This window comes from Mycobacterium sp. JS623, assembly GCF_000328565.1.
In the GTDB taxonomy this organism is placed as follows: domain Bacteria; phylum Actinomycetota; class Actinomycetes; order Mycobacteriales; family Mycobacteriaceae; genus Mycobacterium.
The window spans coordinates 3518859-3536134 of record NC_019966.1 but is presented as its reverse complement, the minus strand read 5'-3'; the positions used below and the strand labels follow the sequence as shown (position 1 = coordinate 3536134).

The following is a 17276-nucleotide window of genomic DNA, read 5'->3' as shown; positions in this document are numbered from 1 at the left end:
CCGTTTGTGGGGGATCGTCGGTCGCCGCCGGGCTGATCGCGTACGGGGACGACGAGAACGCCCGGCGGCAGCACGAGCTGGGCAGGCGCCGCCGCACGGCGGTGGTGCGGCGACGAACGGCCGTCCCGGAGCACGCTGACCTGCAGGCGGCCACCGTCGCCGACAAACAGTGCCCGTTATGCGGGGGTGCGCGCCAAACACGAAGTGACGCACCTAGATTCGCTGACCGGCAGGGATCGCGGTTATGCGGGGCATGCGCATCGGCCCCAGCCCAGAGCCGACAAGATGAGTCTACCGGCGGCCTAGGTGCCAGCTCTGCCGGGCGAGCAACGCGACCGGGTGCGCCGGGGGACGACAAGCCCCGTCTTGGAGTCACCTGGAATCGGGTCGGGTGGCGTCGGCGACCTGCTGCCCCCCGCGTGGAAGTATCGACATGAGCGCACCCGTCGCGAGGTCGGGCTCACCGCGACCCACTCTAAGATCAGCCAGGGCACGAAAAGCTCGGCGGAATCCGCTCCGCCTGGGCGCCATCGTTGAGGTCATCCAAGACGGTCCGAGCATGGCCGGACGCCTCGCCTGGCTCAGCGCCCGGCTGATGATCCGACCCACGCTGAGCGTGGGCAGCTTTCTGCCCTCGGCACCGTGGCCATGGGGCCTCGTCGAATTCGCCGCCCGTGCCATCACGCCGACACCAGGCATGGCGCGCGCCGGCATCAGGCTGCCGTACTGCACCGCTCAGCTTGTCCGCGCCGCCGGAGTGCTACCGGCTGACGGCACCCGCCGGGTCGTGCTGTATCTGCACGGCGGGGCATTCCTCACCTGCGGCCCCTACTCGCACGGCCGACTGGTGAGCATGCTGTCCGGTTTCGCCGACAGCCCGGTACTGGTGCCCAATTACCGCAAGATTCCTAAACATTCGATCAGCGAGGCGATCGACGACTGCTACGACGGCTACCGGTGGTTGCGCCGCAAAGGCTATCAGCCCGACCAGATTGTGCTGGCCGGTGACTCGGCCGGCGGCTACCTGGCGCTGGCGCTGGCTCAACGGCTGCTCGAGTGCGGCGAGCAGCCCGCAGCGATGGTGGTCATGTCACCGCTGCTGCAACTGGTTACAGAGCCCAAGACAACTCACCCCAACGCGGGCTCGGATGCGATGTTTCCGCCCAGAGCATTCGACGCCTTCTACGGCCTGATCACTCACGCCGCAGCGCACCGCGACACCAACGTCGATCGCGACGCGCTCTACGAACCGCTTGACCACATCCAGCCTGGGCTAACACCCACCCTGATCCATGTGTCCGGTTGCGAGGTCCTCCTGCACGACGCACAGCAGGCGGCCCAACGATTGGCCGCCGCCGGCGTGCCCGTCGAACTGCACGTATGGCCGGGCCAAATCCATGTGTTCCAACTCGCCGCGCCGATGATCCCCGAAGCCACCCGCTCACTACGGCAGATCGGCCGCTACATCCGCGAAGCGACCGGATAACCAAGGGCTCGAGTCATCAAGGATGGATCTCGGGCGTTGCCATCAGAAGTGGACCGGACACATTCATATTAGTCCGGCCACGCGTCGCCTGGCGCCGCAGCAGCGTTTGACGCGCGCTCGCTGTGGCCGAAATGCAGCATTTCGCCGCTTTCATTGCGGCGCAAGCACATATGGATGCGAACCCGAGTCTTTCGGCCGCAAGGCGCAGCCCTGATTAACGTCAGCTCACGATCGCTGCCGATCCGCCCGGTGCCGCCGCCGTACTCACCCGGGTGAATTGGTTCGCCGGGTGATGACCACTCACCCGCCGTCCGTGAACGCTGACTCAACAGCTGGCGAGCGGAGGATTCACCAAACGACACCGCCGCATGACTGGACACAAACATCCGGGCACCTCGCGGTTATTGCGTCCAGGTGGCCACGCTCGACAACCAACCCACTCTAGGAAGGACATGTAATGAAAGCCATCACTGTGTCAGATCGTGAGGTCGGTGCCGCCAGCTTGGCGCTGACAGAGCTGCCCCGTCCCGAGGCGGCCACGAACGACGTCGTCGTACGGGTACACGCCGCGAGCTTTATCCACACGGAGCTTGACTGGCCGGACACCTGGACCGATCGCGCGGGTCGCGACCGCACACCGAGCGTCCCCGGCCACGATGTGTCGGGCGTCGTGGTCGAGCTGGGTTACGGCACAACCGGACTGAGCGTCGGCCAGCGCGTGTTCGGTTTGATCGACTGGTCACGCAACGGCTCGCTGGCGGAGTACACCGCGGTGGAAGCCCGGAACCTCGCACCGCTGCCGATCGACATCGATCACACCGTGGCGGCCGCACTGCCGATTTCCGGGCTGACTGCCTGGCAGGGCTTATTCGATCACGGCCGCCTTACCAGTGGACAAACGGTTCTGATCCACGGTGTCGGGGGTGCGGTCGGGTCCACCGCGGTGCAGCTCGCTCGCGAAGTCGGCGCGCGCGTCGTCGGAACCGGCCGCACCGCAGATCGGGACCGGGCGCTGGCGCTCGGTGTGCACACATTCGTGGACCTAGACACCGAAAAACTGGAAGACGTAGGGGAAGTCGACGTGGTGTTCGACGTGATCGGCGGCGACATCCTGGACCGCTCGGCCGCGCTGGTGCGCGCCGGTGGAACGCTCGTCACCGTCACTGAACCGCCTAAGACCCGGCCCAGTGACGGGCGGGCTGTCTTCTTCGTTGTCGAACCCGATCGCGCCCAGCTCGCTGCCCTCGCCGCCCGAGTGCGCGATGGACGCCTCACACCCGTGGTGGGCGCGGTGCTGCCACTCGCCGAAGCCGTTGACGCTTTTACCCGCAAGCGCATCCCTGGCAAGACGATCCTGCGCGTAGCCGAAGGCTGAGACATCGACCCCCGATGACCGGGCGGCGCAGACGCGGCTACCGCCGGTGGGAGGCGATGTTCGTCCGCGTTGGTCCATCGGAGAACACGGAGGCCGAGCTCGCGCTGAGCTACGGGGCGCGGCTCTGGCCATCCGCTCTGCCTGGGCTCCTGCCCAGGCACAACCGGTTCATCTGCTCATCGCGAATCATGTGAGCACATCAGCTAGTTCAAGACACCTCAAAGGGAAAGGCAGCCGACCGATGGCCTTGAAGACATTATTCGCTGCACTGGCCGCGGCCACGCTGCTCGCGCCTGCGGCCCATGCCGATCCGATGCCGGAGAATTCGAATCAAAAGCCAGTTGTCCGAACAGTTTTCGATCAGTTGACTAACATTCCCGGCAAATCGCTTGAAGCAGTGACCGTCAGCTATCCGCCGGGCGCCAAGAGCGGAGCTCACCACCACGCGAGTTCGGCGTTCATCATGGCCTACGTCATCTCCGGAGCGATTCGCAGCCAAGTCGAAGGTGAGCCCGCACGCATTTATCAGGCCGGTGAGACGTGGCAGGAAGCCCCCGGCGCGCACCATACGATCAGTGAAAATGCCAGTGCCACCGACCACGCTGAACTGCTCGCAGTCTTTCTGATCGATACCGGAGACGGGCCGCTCACGACGGACGACGTCACCGAAGATGAGCCGCCACGCTAGGGCATTGAACAATGCGCTAGGCCTCCGGTATGAACGACGTGGAGACATTTTCCGTTGAAGCGTTCGACGGAGCAGGAGGAATGCGTGCGCAGGCCTGATCGGATCCGGGTTGTCGGGATCGCGCTTCGCGTGTCGCTCGCGGCGGCGTTTCTGTCGTCTGTTGCCGACCGATTCGGCTGGTGGGCGCCATTGGGGCAGGGGTATTGGGGAAGCATGGGTGCTTTCACCGACTACACCCACCAGTTGGTTCCGTTTGCCTCCGGATGGTTTTTGACCGTCATTGTCTGGGGTGCTACCGCCACCGAAACGGCCCTGGGGATCTTGCTCCTGATCGGTTGGCGGCCACCCTTGGTCGGTGCAGCCAGTTGCCTGGTGCTCCTGGTGTTTGCAGTCTCGATGGCTGTCTCGCTTGGTATGGAATCACCGCTGAGTTACAGCGTCTTCTCTGCCGCAAGCGGTGCTGCGGCCTACGCGATCCTTGGCAGAGCTTCGCCATCACCGACCGCGGAAGCCACAACTGTGGCACCTAACGTGCCGGGATCCGCAAAACAGTCAGACGCCGACTGACCGCAAGGATTGTAAGACGCGGAGATCTGTTGCAGCGCTGAGGCGTTCGGAATAACTGCACCCGATCTGGAAAGCCGGGCGCGCGTGGGGGTGACCGGCGCGCAGGGTGAGATGTCGATGAGCTGACGCTGGGCCACTGGTCGCTGGGCCAACCTGATCGCGCTCCGCCCGTGATGCGGGCTGATCCACCCCGACACCGCTTAGCAAATGACCCGGGTGAAGGGGCTCGCCGGGTGATGACCACTCACCCCTCGTCGGTGAAGGCTGGCTCAAGACAAAGCGACCGGAGGGAAGTGCTGCCGACGATGTACCGGATTCGGTCCATCGCTCGTCGACATCGCGCTCGGCTTACCGGCCTCGAGTGCGCTGTGACCGACGTGAGACGGCACCGATGCTCGATTCGGAAAGGGATGGGAACCGTGGCAGCCGCACGCACTGAATGTGTCAGTCCAACCGGGGATCCGGCAATCGCCACAAGCTTCGAGCGTGAAGTGATCCCGCTGATTGAGTCCTTGCGTCGGCGCGCCGTTCGACTCACTTCCATTCCCGCGGATGCCGAGGACCTGCTGCAGGAAACTTTGCTCAAAGCCTACGCCGGCAGGCATTCATTTCAGCAGGGCACGAACCTGAGTGCGTGGCTTTTCCGAATCATGACCAACACATACATCAACGGCTACCGATCCAAGAAGCGCCGACCTGCGCAATGTCTGACCGACCAACTCAGCGACCGACAGCTGGCAGCCAGCGCCGCGCATCTGCCAGCTGCCCTATGGTCGGCCGAAGACCAGGCGCTCGCCACGCTGGCCGACCCGCGAATCAAGGCGGCAATGCAAGCGCTGCCCGAAAAGTTCCGGATTGCCGTCTACTTCGCCGATGTCGCCGGATTCTCCTATAAGGAGATCGCCGGAATCATGGACACCGAAGAGGGAACGGTCAGTTCACGGATCAGCCGCGGACGACAACGGCTGCGCACCCTGCTAACGGACGCGACCAGCTAACGGCGCCCCGACGACGGTTCGCGTCACCGGGTGGCGGGAGTCGAACGGCGCCCAACTGTCACTGACACCAGGCCCTGTGACACACCGCCCGCACCAGACTCCGACTGACGGCCACTTGGAAGGGAAGGCGATGAACCAGCCGGTTGGTCACGAGTTCGACCTTGCCCCAACGCCTCCAGCCTGGGGTGGTCACCCCGCATCGCAGATCTGTGCTCGTAGACGTCTCGCCCGGGTGAAATACATCGCCGGACGAGGACAACTCACCCCGCGGGCACAGACAGTGGTCGCTGACGAACGGAGACAGAACATGGTGCAAACCCACATCGCAGGCTTGACGGCTGATGAACTGAGAAGCTCCCGGACGAGCGCCGCCGCGGCACTGATCGCACGGTACGGCCTGGTCATCGTTTTGGCGTGGTTCGGCGCCATGAAGTTCACGTCCTATGAGTCCCACGGCATTTCACATTGGGTGGCCAACAGCCCCTTCTTGGGCTGGGTGTACAACCTGATGTCCATCGACGCCTTTGGTCGATTGAACGGATCAGTAGAACTGATTACTGCTGCACTACTGGCCGCCAAGCCGTGGTGGCCGAAGGCTTCCGTGGTGGGCGGCATAATCGCTTCGCTGTTCTTCGTCACCACGCTGAGCTTCATGGTCACCACCCCAGGTGTCGGCGAGGCGTCTGCAGGTGGCTTCCCCGTCCTATCCGCCGACGGCGAGTTCTTGATGAAAGACATCGCACTAATCGGCTTAGCGCTGTGGCTGCTGGTAGATGCCATCAACGCGACCCGCAAGCAGCCGATCGTCGCCGAGACGGATTGACTCGTCTCGCTGATGGACCCGCATCCGCCGACGGAGCCGCTGATGGGCAGCCAGGCGCCGCCGCGGCCACACCCGCCGCATCGCTTCGTGCTACCCAGCCAGGAGCCCCGATGACACCGGCACTCAGCGACCACTACGACCTCATCGTCGTCGGCGCAGGCTCCGGGGGATATGTGACAGCCATCCGCGCCGCCCAGCTCGGCATGACCGTCGGGATCGTCGAGGAACGCTACTGGGGTGGAGTGTGCCTGAACACGGGCTGTGTCCCGTCAAAAGCGCTGCTGCGCAACGCTGAGATCGCCTCCATCGTCACCCAGCAGTCCGCCACCTTCGGCATCGCCGGCGACATCAGTCTCGACTACTCCCGCGCGGTATCACGCAGCCGTGAAGTCGCCGACGCTCGCGTCCGCGGAGTGCATTTTCTGATGCGTAAGAACAACATCACTGAGATCGACGGGCACGGCCATTTCACCGGCCCGCACAGCCTCCAGGTGGACCTGCGCGAGGGGGGCACACGATTGGTGACCTTCGACCACGCCGTCGTGGCGACCGGATCCCGGGTGCGCATGCTGCCCGGAGTTGTCCTCAGCGACAACATCGTCACCTACGAACAGCAGATTCTCAGCGCCGAACTGCCCGAGTCCATCGTGATCATCGGCGGCGGCACCCTCGGCATGGAATTCGCCTACATCCTGCACAGCTATGGCGTCCGCGTCGAAATCCTGGAATTCAGTGACCGCGTCCTTCCTAGCGAGGACGCCGACGTCTCACGAGAATTGCAGCGCCACTACCGGCGTCGCGGGATATCGATTCGCACGTCGGCGCGTGTGGACAGCGTCACCGACCACGGCGAACACGTCACCGTCGGCCACACCGGCGCTGACGGAACATCGGCTACCACGCAGGCAGCGCGCGCCTTCATCTGCATCGGATTTTGCCCCAACGTCGAAAATGTCGGCTTGGGCGCCGCTGGAGTACGTGTCGCCACCAATGGCGCAATCGACATCGATGACTACATGCGAACGTCTGCGCCGCATATCTGTGCTGTCGGCGACGTCACCGCCAAAGTTCAACTCGCCCATGTCGCTTCCGCACAAGGTGTGATCGCCGCCGAAACCATCGCGGGGGCGCAGACGATGCCGCTGGACTACCGGATGATGCCGCGAGTGACGTTCTGCCAACCCCAAGTCGCCAGCTTCGGCTTCACCGAAGAGCAGGCTCGCGCCGCCGGTCACCGCGTACGGGTCGCCGTCTTCCCGATGCAGGCCAGCGCCAAGGCCGACGGGCTGGGTGAACGCGGCGGTTTCATCAAAGTGGTTGCCGACGAAGCGCATGGCGAGCTTCTGGGAGCGCATCTGGTGGGTAGCGAAGTCAGTGAACTCCTGCCCGAGTTGACGCTGGCGCAGCTGTGGGACCTCACCGCCGCCGAACTGGCACGAAATATACACACCCATCCCACACTCGGTGAAGGACTACAGGAGTGCTTTCACGCCCTGACTGACAAGGCCATCAATCTGTAGGGAAACGGTAGCTGGCCGCTGGATAGCGGTCCGGCGCCATCGCCAGCAAGCGATATCTAGCGCCGTCTTGCGGCAGCGATGGATTGACCGCCAACCCGCCTGGCCCAGCGCGGCTTTGAGTGCGCCATCTCCAGATATGGACGAAGGGTGCGCAAGGCGTGTCCTGGGGTCGCGACAACTCAGCAGTCCACCGTGTGGTTACGCGGGTTTCCGGGCCCGCCCGCAAGCGCTGACTTACGCGATCAAGATATCGAGCGCAACCCGATCGTGCTCACCACCGGCATTACCCATCTCCACTCACACGGGCGCTTCCGTTCACTGCGCTCCCTTTCTCACCCGGGTGAGTAATGGGTCGGGGTGATGACAGCTCATCCTGTCTGGCTGCAGTCTTCAGTAGGCCGATCCCGGCCGATCGTCGGCCCGTGTCGAGGACACCATCGCAGACCTGGCACCGCGGACACGGCATTGAAAACGCAGCCTATTTCGGGCGAACACCGAATTAGCACAGATAGGGAACATAAATTGAACGACACCAAGCAGTCCGCCGAAGATCTGGCGATTCTCGCGCAGCTCAACAATGACTACGTCCACTCCGACCAGTTCAACGATGTCCAGCGTTTCAGCGAGTTTCTCGCCGAAGACTTTATCGTGCAGACGCCAGGCGTCACCCGCAACCGCGAAGAGTTCCTCGAGTACATCGCCAAGCCGCGTCCCTTCAAGGATCTTGCTGTGCACGACGTCAACATCCGCATCCTCAGTGACGTTGCTCTGATCCACGCCCGCGCCACATACACCATGCTCGACGACGGAGTACACCAGGAAGCTCTGTACACGGACACATATCAGAAGCGTGAGGGCACCTGGGTCTGTGTCGCAGCCTGTGCGATCGCTCCGGGGGCTTAACCGGCCCACCCGCGTGTTCACTGGCGCTGTAGGAAAACGCCGCGGAACGTTATGGCGCACTGAGCAATCAACCGCGCACTGAACCTAGGAGCATCGGTGTCACAGGACCACCACAACAACCCGGCGGCGGTCGACGCGCCGAACACCGAGCAGCATCACCTCACCCAGGACACCACCGAGCGTTCAGGCGCAGCGACAGCACGCCACGACCTTGGGTACGACCGGGCACACCAATGGCGCCACGCCACCCGGGAGCTCGTGCTGACCGCAGCTTCCGCGCTAGCCGCAGCAGACGAGCCGCAAGCGCAGAACTCCATCTCGATCACGTTGACCGGCAACGCCTTATCGAACGACCTATTACTCGCCGAAAGCGGCAACATCGTGTTGGCATCACCTCGCGACCACTCACACCCCCCCACCCACCCGATGAGGGTGCTACCGATGCGACTCGACACGCTCAGCGAACTGCCCGCGATCCGTGTTCTCGGACATGACCTGACCGAGCCGATACGGCTGCGCCTGGTGGTCGAATTGACCGCTCGCAACCCGCACACGGCGGCTACGGCGGTGATGACCTGCCAGTACGACTCCATCCCCCTCGATGCGCAGACCCCGCTTGCGGTACTGGACTTCCAGCTGCAGCACCGCGAATCGCACTTTTAGCGACCATGCGAGCCCACCACGCCCCATCGCTTGTTAGACCACCAGCCGGGCACACTCGCCTGCGCTGGAACGCAAACCGCCTAGTCCACCGTTGAAGACAGCCTTCGAGATCGCTGGACGGGTCCGACGGAAGCGAGTAAATGGTTGGACCGCAGCCCTACACAGCTGCATGCAGTGAGATATCGGGAGTGAGAGTAGATATGACTGACCAAGAGGTCGACGTGGTCGTTGTAGGCGGCGGGGTGGGCGGTGTGGCCGCCGTACGCAATCTTGCCTCGGCCGGCCTGTCGGTAGCGCTTGTCGAGGACCGTCTCGTCGGAGGGGAATGTCGCTACTGGGCCTGCAACCCGACCAGAACACTGGTTCGCCCCATCGAGGTGTTCAATCTGGCCAAGGCCGTACCTGGTGTGCGCGAGGCTGTTTCGGGTGAGGGCTTGGACGTCCCGGCCGTCTTGGCGAAGCGCGACGCGATCGTCGAGCATCTGTCGGATCAAAGCCAAGTGTCGTCGTTGCGGCGGGCAGGTGTGACCGTTTTTCACGGGTATGGCCGGTTGGCTGGCCACCGGACGGTGCGCGTGACAACCGCCGAAGACACCGAAACCGTTTTGACGGCGAGGCATGCAGTCGTCGTGGCCACCGGCACTCGCCCTAACGTCCCGGAGGTGGCGGGCGTGGCCCAAGCGCGCCCGTGGACCAATCGGGAGGTGGCGACGATGACGCACGTGCCGCCTCGCGCGCTCCTGGTTGGTGGCGGCGTGGTCGGTGTCGAGTTCGCGACCATCTTGGCTGGTTTGGGCTCTGCGGTAACACTTTTGGTCCGCGGGGAGTCCCTGCTTCACAACTGCGAGCCCGAAGCGGGCGAGCTGGTCGAGCAGTCACTGCGAAGCAAAGGCGTCAAGATTCACTTCGAAACGGAATTGTCAGCCGTAGCCCGCCCTGCCCCGGGCGGACCCGTGACCGCAACATTTCACGGCCAGACCATCGAGGTAGACGAGATCGTGTTGGCGACCGGCCGGCGCGTCAACACCGACGACATTGGACTGGAAACAGTTGGCCTGCCGGTCGGCGGTTTCGTTTCGGTGAACGATCACCTACAGGCGATCGGCGTCACCGGCGGCTGGCTCTACGCCGTGGGCGATACCACCGGACGCGCTCTGCTGTCGCACATCTCCACCTACCACGGTCGCGTCGCGGCCGACATCATCGCGGCCCGCGCCGCGGGCCGAGAACTGTCGGAGAACGAATTGTCTGTTCGCGACAACGGCAGCGTTGCGCAAGTCATCTTCACCGACCCTCAAGTAGCCGAGGTGGGGCGCACGGAAAGTCAGGCTCGCGCAGCAGGGTTCTCGGTACGGACGCGAACCGCCCGCTACCCCGACGCGGTGTCACGCCTGGCCCTTTTCAGAGACGGTTTCGAGGGATGGGCGAAATTGGTCATTGACGCCCACACCAACACGCTGCTCGGAGCGACGTTCGTCGGGCCGGAGTTCTCCGAGCTGGTGCAAGCCGCCACGGTCGCAGTCGTCGCCAAGGTCCCCACCGGTCTGCTGCGCCATGCCGTCCCGCCGCACCCGACGGTCAATCAGGTTTGGGATCCGCTGCTCGCCGAGGAGCCCGAAATTGTCCATTAGCGCAAATCCGGAGGCCCTCCTCGTGCGACCGGTTTGGCGAAAAGGAGGAAGCGATGTGTAAGAGCACTCACGTCCAGGTGGTGCCGGGGACCGACGAGCTGATCACCAAGCGACTGTGGTTGCGCCCGTGGACGGTTGACGACGCCGACGCGGCACTGGCCATCTTCGGCGAACACCAAGTCGCGCGGTGGCTAGCCCCGGCGCTGCCGCGCGTGACCGATCGTAACCAGATGCGGCTGCTGCTGGCCCGTTGGATCGCCCAACACGACAATGCGGGGCGGCCGCTGGGCCGTTGGGCAATCGAGACCCGTGACAGTGGCCGCGTCGTCGGCGCGGTCGCCCTGTTGCCGTTGCCACCCGGCTGCACCGACCTGGAAATCGGTTGGCAAATCACCCCTGCGGCATGGGGACACGGTTACGGCGCCGAGGCCGGTCATGCGGTGGCGCATCAGGCTTTCACCAACGGGGTGTCGGAGGTGTTCGCCGTTGTGCGCCCAGGCAACACCCGCGGCGTCGCGACCGCACGGCGCGTCGGAATGGAGTGGGTCGGCGAGACCGATAAATACTATGGGATCACACTTCAAATCTATCGTCTCACCGCAGCCGATCTGGATTATCCCGAACCGAGCGCGGATGTACTCCGGTACTAACTGGGCCGTATCCAGTGGATCCCGTTGCGGCAGTGAGGATGTGGGCATCCTTTGCAGCCTGATCGATTTCTGGTCGTGCGTCAGCGAGGCATCTCCACAGGCGCCAGCCAGTGATGCTGCGAACGTGAGCTGTTATGGGAGGTACTGCGCGGCAATGCTTCTGGTAATTTCGGCGGAAACGGGATGTTGCCAATCGGTCTGTGCGTTCTAGTTGTTATGCCGACTGGAATTGTCTTGTTTCCCAACCCGCAAGCCGTCAATCGTGTCGATGACGTGGTGGCGCAGGCGACCCGTGCCTACGACCTCGGCGTCCGCCAGGTGTGGGTGAGCCAGCAAAACGATCATGACGCGATCGCCCTTGCGGCGGTGGTCGGCGCGGCCGTACCGGGTCTCGGCGTCGGCACGTCGGTGGTGCCGATCAACCCGCGTCACCCGCTGATCATGGCGTCGTTGGCGCAGACCGCGCAAGCTGCCTCGCACGGAAACTTCAGCCTCGGAGTCGGTCTCGGCTCGCATCAGCCTGAGCGGCAGGCGTTCGGGACGACGTGGCCCAACACGATTACACGCCTTCGCGAGCACCTGACGGTGCTGAGGTCGATCTTCGATACCGGAGCGGTGGACTTCAGCGGCAGCGAGATCAGCGCACGGCCCGGATGGCCGGTGCTCGTCGCCGGCGGCACGCCGATCCCGGTGTACGTGGCCGCGATGGGCCCAAAAGCGCTGCAGGTCACCGGCGAACTGGCAGATGGCACCCTGCCCTACCTCGCCGGTCCCCGCACCATCGCAGAGTTCATCGAACCTTTCCTCTCGAAATCGGCCGCCCAGGCCGGCCGCGCCAAACCCAGGATCATCGCGCAAGTGCCCGCAATCCTGTCCGACAACGTTGATGCGGCAAGAAGTTTCGCGGCCCAGCAGCTGGGCTTCTACGAGACAATTCCGTCGTATCAGAAGGTCATTGCGCGCGAGGGTATCGCCGGCGCAGCAGAGCTTGCCGCGGTGGGTTCAGCGGAGTCGGTCAGGCGTCAGCTTCAGAGCTATCTGGATGCGGGCGCGACTGATGTGGTGCTAAGCGGGCTGGCGTGGACGAATGCCGCTGTGGCCGAGGAACTCTGGGCGCTCGCTGCCTCAGTTTGACCTCTCGGAGGGCAGCTCGATGGGCAGAGTGCGCGAGTGTCTAACGGGTTCCGCCTGATCGACGCCGACAAAATCAGGGCGTGTGCACGGCGGTGGCGCTCAATTTAGCTTGCCGGCCGAAACCCGGTTGCCGTCGGCCAAGGCCCCCGCAGAATCAGAACCACGGCGAGAAGGATCGAATAGGCGATGCTGCGAAAGCCGGCCCCGGGCAATCCTTTCCTGCCACGGCTTCCCGTGATGGCCCTGCGACGAGATGGGGTTTGCCGCAGCGGTGCCCAACGCGGCACCAAATGTGGTGAACAGCCAGTTGCCGTAAGTGCCGTAAAGCGCCGATCACCGTGCCGCCTTTTCTACGCGCGGCGAAAGTTCGACGTACCCCAGATCGCGCCCAGCGCGATCAGGAAAGTGCCGTTCATCACCCCCTCCAGATGCGCCGAAAGCGCCATCGGCATATTTGTGAAGCGCCGCTCGTTGAGACCCGTCACCAACCCGACCAAAACAGAAACAAGCCATGCCACATCAACCGACGATCGGCCGTTCCCATACGAAGTGTCCTTCCACTGGAGCTCATCCCCGGCTACGCGAAGTGTGTGTCGAGCCAGTCGGAGTAACGGGTCGCGAAGATGGTGGCGTTAGCATCGGGTGCCAACGTCTGATCGTCGATCACCGCGCCGAAGTACGGCGCCTGCGCATCGGTCACGACCCGCCGTTGATCACCGTTGGCGGCAAGACCGAATCGGACAAAATCGTCCATCCCCATCGCTTCGGGCCCAGCGATCTCTGCGACGCCGTTGATCGGGCGCCCGACCGCCGCGCGGGCCACGGCAGTGGCGACATCGTCGGCGGCGATGGGACGAAACAACGCGTGCGGCAGTCGGACGATATCTCCGTCCGTCGCGGAATCGGCCAAGCCAAGTACGAATTCATAGAACGGCGTTGCTCTCACGATCGAATAAGGGCGCCCCGAATCCTTGATCAGGTTTTCCTGAGCTGCCTTCGCGGTGTTGTAGCCGCTGTCGGGCATGACCTGCGCACCCACCACGGACAACGCGACGTGGTGTCTGACTCCTGCTTCCCGTTCAGCAGCGAGAAGGTTCGCCGTCGCGGTCGTGAAGAAGTGCATCACCGGCTCATCGTCGAACAATGGCGAATCCGCAGCGTCGACGAGCACGTCCACGCCGGCGACCGCGTTGGCGAGACCGTCACCGGTGAGGGAATCGACACCTGAGCGCCGAGAGGCGGCGATCACGTCGTGTCCCTGCGCGCTCAGCTTGGCCGCTACTTTCGAGCCGATAAGCCCCTGACCGCCGATGACTACGATCTTCATGATGAACCTTTCAGGGTTGACTTCGTCGCGCGGGAAAGGGTTGGCACACCGCTGATTTCGGTCGGTCGGCTGTTTCCCTCACCGAAGTCTGGTGCTGCCAGGTATTCCGGGGCGCCCTCTGGCTGCGGCTGCACGCTGATGAGCTCGAGGCCGAGGTCGCGCAGCCGGTCGAGGAGTCCGTAAAGTTGTGACTGGTCTTTGACTTCGCCGGTGAACACGGTGTTGACGGGCCCGCTGAGCAGGGTCATCCCTTCCAGTGCCGCCGCCAGGCGCTCGGACAAGCGGCCGTGAACACAGATCTGGTAGGTGGTCGGCTCCACTTGTTCCTCCGCTCGCCAGCTGTTGAGCCAGCATTCATCGATGCGGGGTGAATAGACATCACCCGTCAACCGATTCACCCGGGTGAGTTGTGTCCCAAAAAGCACGCCCAAGCTCTGATACGGCTGCTGGCAGGCCAAGCGCAGATAGAAGCTGCTGTCTCAGGGGGTCGCCGCGAGTGCACGAGTGGCAATTGAGGCGGCAACCTCGAGGTGGAGGAGGAACCCCTACACTAACCGCAGCGCTAGCGGCAGCGAGAACTGTGGACGACACAACGTGGAGGCCTTCCGCCCGCCGGATACAAGTTGGTGGGCGGCGGTTCGTGTGAGCACCGCCAGAGCATCGGGGAACCTGCGCATACCGCCGATTCGTGGGCGTGCGGGCGAGCTGGAAGTGATCGACGCACTGATCGCGGCGGTCGCTCACGGGCGCGGGGGAGTGCTGGTCATCGAGGGGCCGCCGGGGATCGGGAAGAGCCGCCTGTTGACCGAAGTCTTGGCGCTCGCCGAAAAGGCAGGCGTTCGGTCCCTATTCGGTGAGGCGTTTGAGTACCAGCAGACGGTGCCGTTTTTCGCGCTGTTTATGGCGACTTTGCGTGCGGATCCGCCGGTCGGTGACGCTGAGGGGCTACGCAGGCTGGGCGGCTCGGCGGATCTGCGGTATTGGGTGGTGCACGATTTGGCCAACGCGATTCATGCTGCGGCTGCGCAGACCCCGCTGGTGATCTTGTTGGAGGACATCCACTGGGCCGATAACGGCACGCTATTGGCGTTGCGGTCGTTGGCTGTGCGCCAGGATGCGGCCGTGCTGTGGGTGCTGACCGCTCGTCCGGGGGCTGGTGAGCCTGCGATGCAGGAGACGATGTCGGTGCTGCAGCGGGCGAACGCGTCATTCTTGCGGTTGGGGGCCATCGCGCCGGATGCGGTCGCCGACATGGTGCAAGACGCGGTGCGGGCAACGGCTGATGTGTCGTTGCTGAATTTGGCCGCCAAGGCGCACGGAAATCCTTTTCTGGTCACTGAGCTGGTGGGGGGCCTGGGGGAGGAGGACCGGCTCACTGTCGACGGCGGACGTGTGGTGGTCACCGGGGAGGGGTTGCCGCGGCGTTTGGGCGCCACGATGCACCAGCGGCTTGATCTGCTCTCTGGCGAGGCGTCAGAGGTGGTGCGGGTGGCAGCGGTGCTGCCGGACCGGTTTTCGGCTGGGCTGTTGGCCGCGATGCTGGACCGTCCGCCGGTGTCGTTGATGTCGGCGCTCGAAGAGGCAGTACGCGCGGATCTACTCATCGAAGACGGTGCGCAGTTGAGGTTTCGACATGACTTGTTGCGTGAGGCAACCCGACACTCGTTGCCGCAGTCGTTGCGTCGGGCGATGGAGCGCCAATCGGCGTCGGTCATGCTGGAGATGGGTGTGGCACCCGCCGAGGTGGCCACCCAGTTGGCGCGCAGCGCTGAGCCCGGGGACAAAGAGGCGATCGACGCGCTGCGCCAGGCCGCGAAATCGGTCGGCCGCGGTGATGCGAGTGCGGCTGCGGACTTGAGCAAGCGTGCGTTGGAGCTGTTGGCCATCGACGACGCGGAGCGCGGTTCACTCGTCGCCGACACCGTCGAGTGGCTCAACCGAGCGACCCGCTACGACGAGGCTGAAGAACTGGCCGTCGTGGCGCTCGCGGAGGCAGCCTCGCCCGAAGTCGAGGCCGAGATCCGCCTCCGGCTTCCGACGCACACCCAGCACAGCACCCCGTGGCGAGTAGAGGAGCACCGCCGAGCGCTGCGGTTGAGCGGCATCAGCGAGGTCACCCGGGCACGGCATCTGGCGTGGTTGGCCTACAACCTTGTGTTGCAGGACAAAAGTGGGCAGTGGCGCACTGCAGCCGACGAAGCTGCTGCCGCCGCGGTAGCCACCGGTGATCTCGAGGCAACCATCATGGCCGAGGTCACCCACGCTTTGCTCGATTCTGGTGAGGGGTACCCGTCTCGCGCACTAGGCCGCCTCGAACAGCTTCGCCCACTCGCCTACACGAATGAAACAGCGTTGGCACATGCCTATACCGGGATGTACCACGCAAACCTGCTGGCAGTCGTCGGCCGATTGGACGAAGCAACTGCCCGCGTCGCCGAAGGCATAGCGCAAGCCGGCCGGGAACGTAACGCGTTGGCCCTCGCCACCTGGGCCGTCTACCGCGGGTGGGTCCACCTCGCTGCGGGCCGGCTGTCGGCCGCTCGCGATGCGGCTGATTCTCTACCGCCCCCACACCCGACCGGCGCCACCGAGCAGGACGTCCACCGTATGCTGATCCTCGCTGAGGTGGCGGCGCACACCGATGACCGTAACTTGTTGCAGCAGACGGCCAATGATGCACGCGATGCCCACTCCATCGGTTCACCTGGCCAACGTCGAGCATCAGCCTATGTGCTGGCGCGGGCGGCGTGGTACCGCGACGACGTTCATGAAGCAGCGCGTTGGCTTAGCGACATCAACCTGCTGGGGACACCCCTTTTCCCCCATGCATTGGTTCGGCTGATCTTGGGTGCGCGGGTGGCCTCGGCGGCCGCTGATGCCGGTTTGCGCGCGCGGGTGTTGCAGGCCACCGAGGTGCTGGAGCGTGAACGGCCTGTGGTACCGCTGTTGGCGGCGGTGGCCGGATATGCCCGCGGGATACTCGAACGTGACGTGCATGCGCTGGTGGCTGCTGCGGGGTTTCTTGAGTCGTCGGGGCGGCCGCTTCTTTATGCTGGCGCCGCCGAGGACGCCGGCGCTGAACTCGCGCACACCGGCCGCACTAGACCGGCGATCGAGCAACTCACTGCCGCATTCGACACCTACACCCAGCATGAAGCCATCGCGGATGCGCGGCGGGTCGGCCGCGAGTTGCGCCGCCTGGGTGTGGAGCGGCGCATCGTCGCGCAGCCGAGAGCCAAAACGGGCTGGGACAGCCTCACCGACGCCGAGCTCAAGGTCATCAACCTCATCGCAGAGGGAGCGACCAACCGCGCCGTGGCGCAACAACTGCACCTATCCCCGCACACCGTGAAAACGCATCTTCACAACGCCTTCGCCAAGCTCGGCATCACGTCCCGAGCCCAACTGACGCAGCACATGCGCCGGGCTCATTGATCCACAGCAAATCCAGACGTGACCTGCGCGGGCCTACAATGACGTGCACCGTAATGGCAGTCCGGTAAACGGTAGA

The 17276-nt window shown here is 64.2% G+C and carries 16 protein-coding genes; 13 read left to right on the top strand and 3 right to left on the bottom strand.

Annotated features, from left to right (window positions below; all coding sequences use genetic code 11):
* Window positions 1–433: 433 nt before the first annotated feature.
* From MYCSM_RS17355 to MYCSM_RS17295, 12 genes are all read left to right on the top strand, one after another.
* Complete coding sequence (locus MYCSM_RS17355) at window positions 434–1486, top strand: alpha/beta hydrolase (RefSeq protein WP_041312278.1); 1053 nt, start codon at window positions 434–436, stop codon at window positions 1484–1486.
* Window positions 1487–1943: 457 nt separating this feature from the next.
* Window positions 1944–2861 carry an NADP-dependent oxidoreductase gene (locus MYCSM_RS17350; RefSeq protein WP_015307467.1) on the top strand — a complete coding sequence of 306 codons (918 nt, stop codon included), beginning with the start codon at window positions 1944–1946 and terminating at the stop codon, window positions 2859–2861.
* A gap of 241 nt (window positions 2862–3102) precedes the next feature.
* Window positions 3103–3549: a cupin domain-containing protein gene (locus MYCSM_RS17340; protein WP_015307465.1), complete on the top strand. Its 447-nt coding sequence runs from the start codon at window positions 3103–3105 to the stop codon at window positions 3547–3549.
* Between the two features lie 84 nt (window positions 3550–3633).
* Window positions 3634–4116: a hypothetical protein gene (locus MYCSM_RS17335; protein ID WP_015307464.1), complete on the top strand. Its 483-nt coding sequence runs from the start codon at window positions 3634–3636 to the stop codon at window positions 4114–4116.
* A gap of 491 nt (window positions 4117–4607) precedes the next feature.
* Window positions 4608–5114, top strand: coding sequence for a sigma-70 family RNA polymerase sigma factor (locus tag MYCSM_RS17330; protein ID WP_442928502.1), 507 nt, complete (start codon window positions 4608–4610; stop codon window positions 5112–5114).
* A gap of 307 nt (window positions 5115–5421) precedes the next feature.
* Entirely contained in the window at window positions 5422–5937 is a 516-nt protein-coding gene (locus MYCSM_RS17325) for a YkgB family protein (RefSeq protein WP_015307462.1), read from the top strand.
* 110 nt (window positions 5938–6047) lie between these two features.
* On the top strand, window positions 6048–7457 hold the full coding sequence (gene lpdA, locus MYCSM_RS17320; RefSeq protein ID WP_015307461.1) for a dihydrolipoyl dehydrogenase: 1410 nt from the start codon (window positions 6048–6050) through the stop codon (window positions 7455–7457).
* Window positions 7458–7979: 522 nt separating this feature from the next.
* Entirely contained in the window at window positions 7980–8360 is a 381-nt protein-coding gene (locus MYCSM_RS17315; protein WP_015307460.1) for a nuclear transport factor 2 family protein, read from the top strand.
* Window positions 8361–8456: 96 nt separating this feature from the next.
* Window positions 8457–9023: a hypothetical protein gene (locus tag MYCSM_RS17310; RefSeq protein WP_015307459.1), complete on the top strand. Its 567-nt coding sequence runs from the start codon at window positions 8457–8459 to the stop codon at window positions 9021–9023.
* Between the two features lie 200 nt (window positions 9024–9223).
* Entirely contained in the window at window positions 9224–10654 is a 1431-nt protein-coding gene (locus tag MYCSM_RS17305) for a dihydrolipoyl dehydrogenase family protein (protein WP_015307458.1), read from the top strand.
* Window positions 10655–10707: 53 nt separating this feature from the next.
* Window positions 10708–11304, top strand: a complete 597-nt coding sequence (locus MYCSM_RS17300; protein ID WP_015307457.1) for a GNAT family N-acetyltransferase — start codon at window positions 10708–10710, stop codon at window positions 11302–11304.
* A 216-nt stretch (window positions 11305–11520) separates the two neighbouring features.
* Window positions 11521–12438: an LLM class F420-dependent oxidoreductase gene (locus tag MYCSM_RS17295; protein ID WP_041312275.1), complete on the top strand. Its 918-nt coding sequence runs from the start codon at window positions 11521–11523 to the stop codon at window positions 12436–12438.
* Window positions 12439–12788: 350 nt separating this feature from the next.
* Here the strand turns inward: MYCSM_RS17295 and MYCSM_RS38260 are convergent, their stop codons facing one another.
* The 3 genes from MYCSM_RS38260 to MYCSM_RS37830 are packed head-to-tail and all read right to left on the bottom strand — an operon-like array spanning window position 12789 to window position 14223.
* On the bottom strand, window positions 12789–12956 hold the full coding sequence (locus tag MYCSM_RS38260) for a hypothetical protein (RefSeq protein ID WP_232425614.1): 168 nt from the start codon (window positions 12954–12956) through the stop codon (window positions 12789–12791).
* A gap of 59 nt (window positions 12957–13015) precedes the next feature.
* Window positions 13016–13765, bottom strand: a complete 750-nt coding sequence (locus tag MYCSM_RS17285; RefSeq protein ID WP_015307455.1) for an SDR family oxidoreductase — start codon at window positions 13763–13765, stop codon at window positions 13016–13018.
* Window positions 13762–14223, bottom strand: coding sequence for a hypothetical protein (locus MYCSM_RS37830; RefSeq protein ID WP_198344945.1), 462 nt, complete (start codon window positions 14221–14223; stop codon window positions 13762–13764). Before MYCSM_RS37830 ends, MYCSM_RS17285 begins: the two co-directional genes overlap by 4 nt.
* A 184-nt stretch (window positions 14224–14407) precedes the next feature.
* Here MYCSM_RS37830 and MYCSM_RS17275 point away from each other — a divergent pair, with 184 nt between their 5' ends.
* Window positions 14408–17200 carry a helix-turn-helix transcriptional regulator gene (locus MYCSM_RS17275; RefSeq protein ID WP_051073767.1) on the top strand — a complete coding sequence of 931 codons (2793 nt, stop codon included), beginning with the start codon at window positions 14408–14410 and terminating at the stop codon, window positions 17198–17200.
* Window positions 17201–17276: the final 76 nt, after the last annotated feature.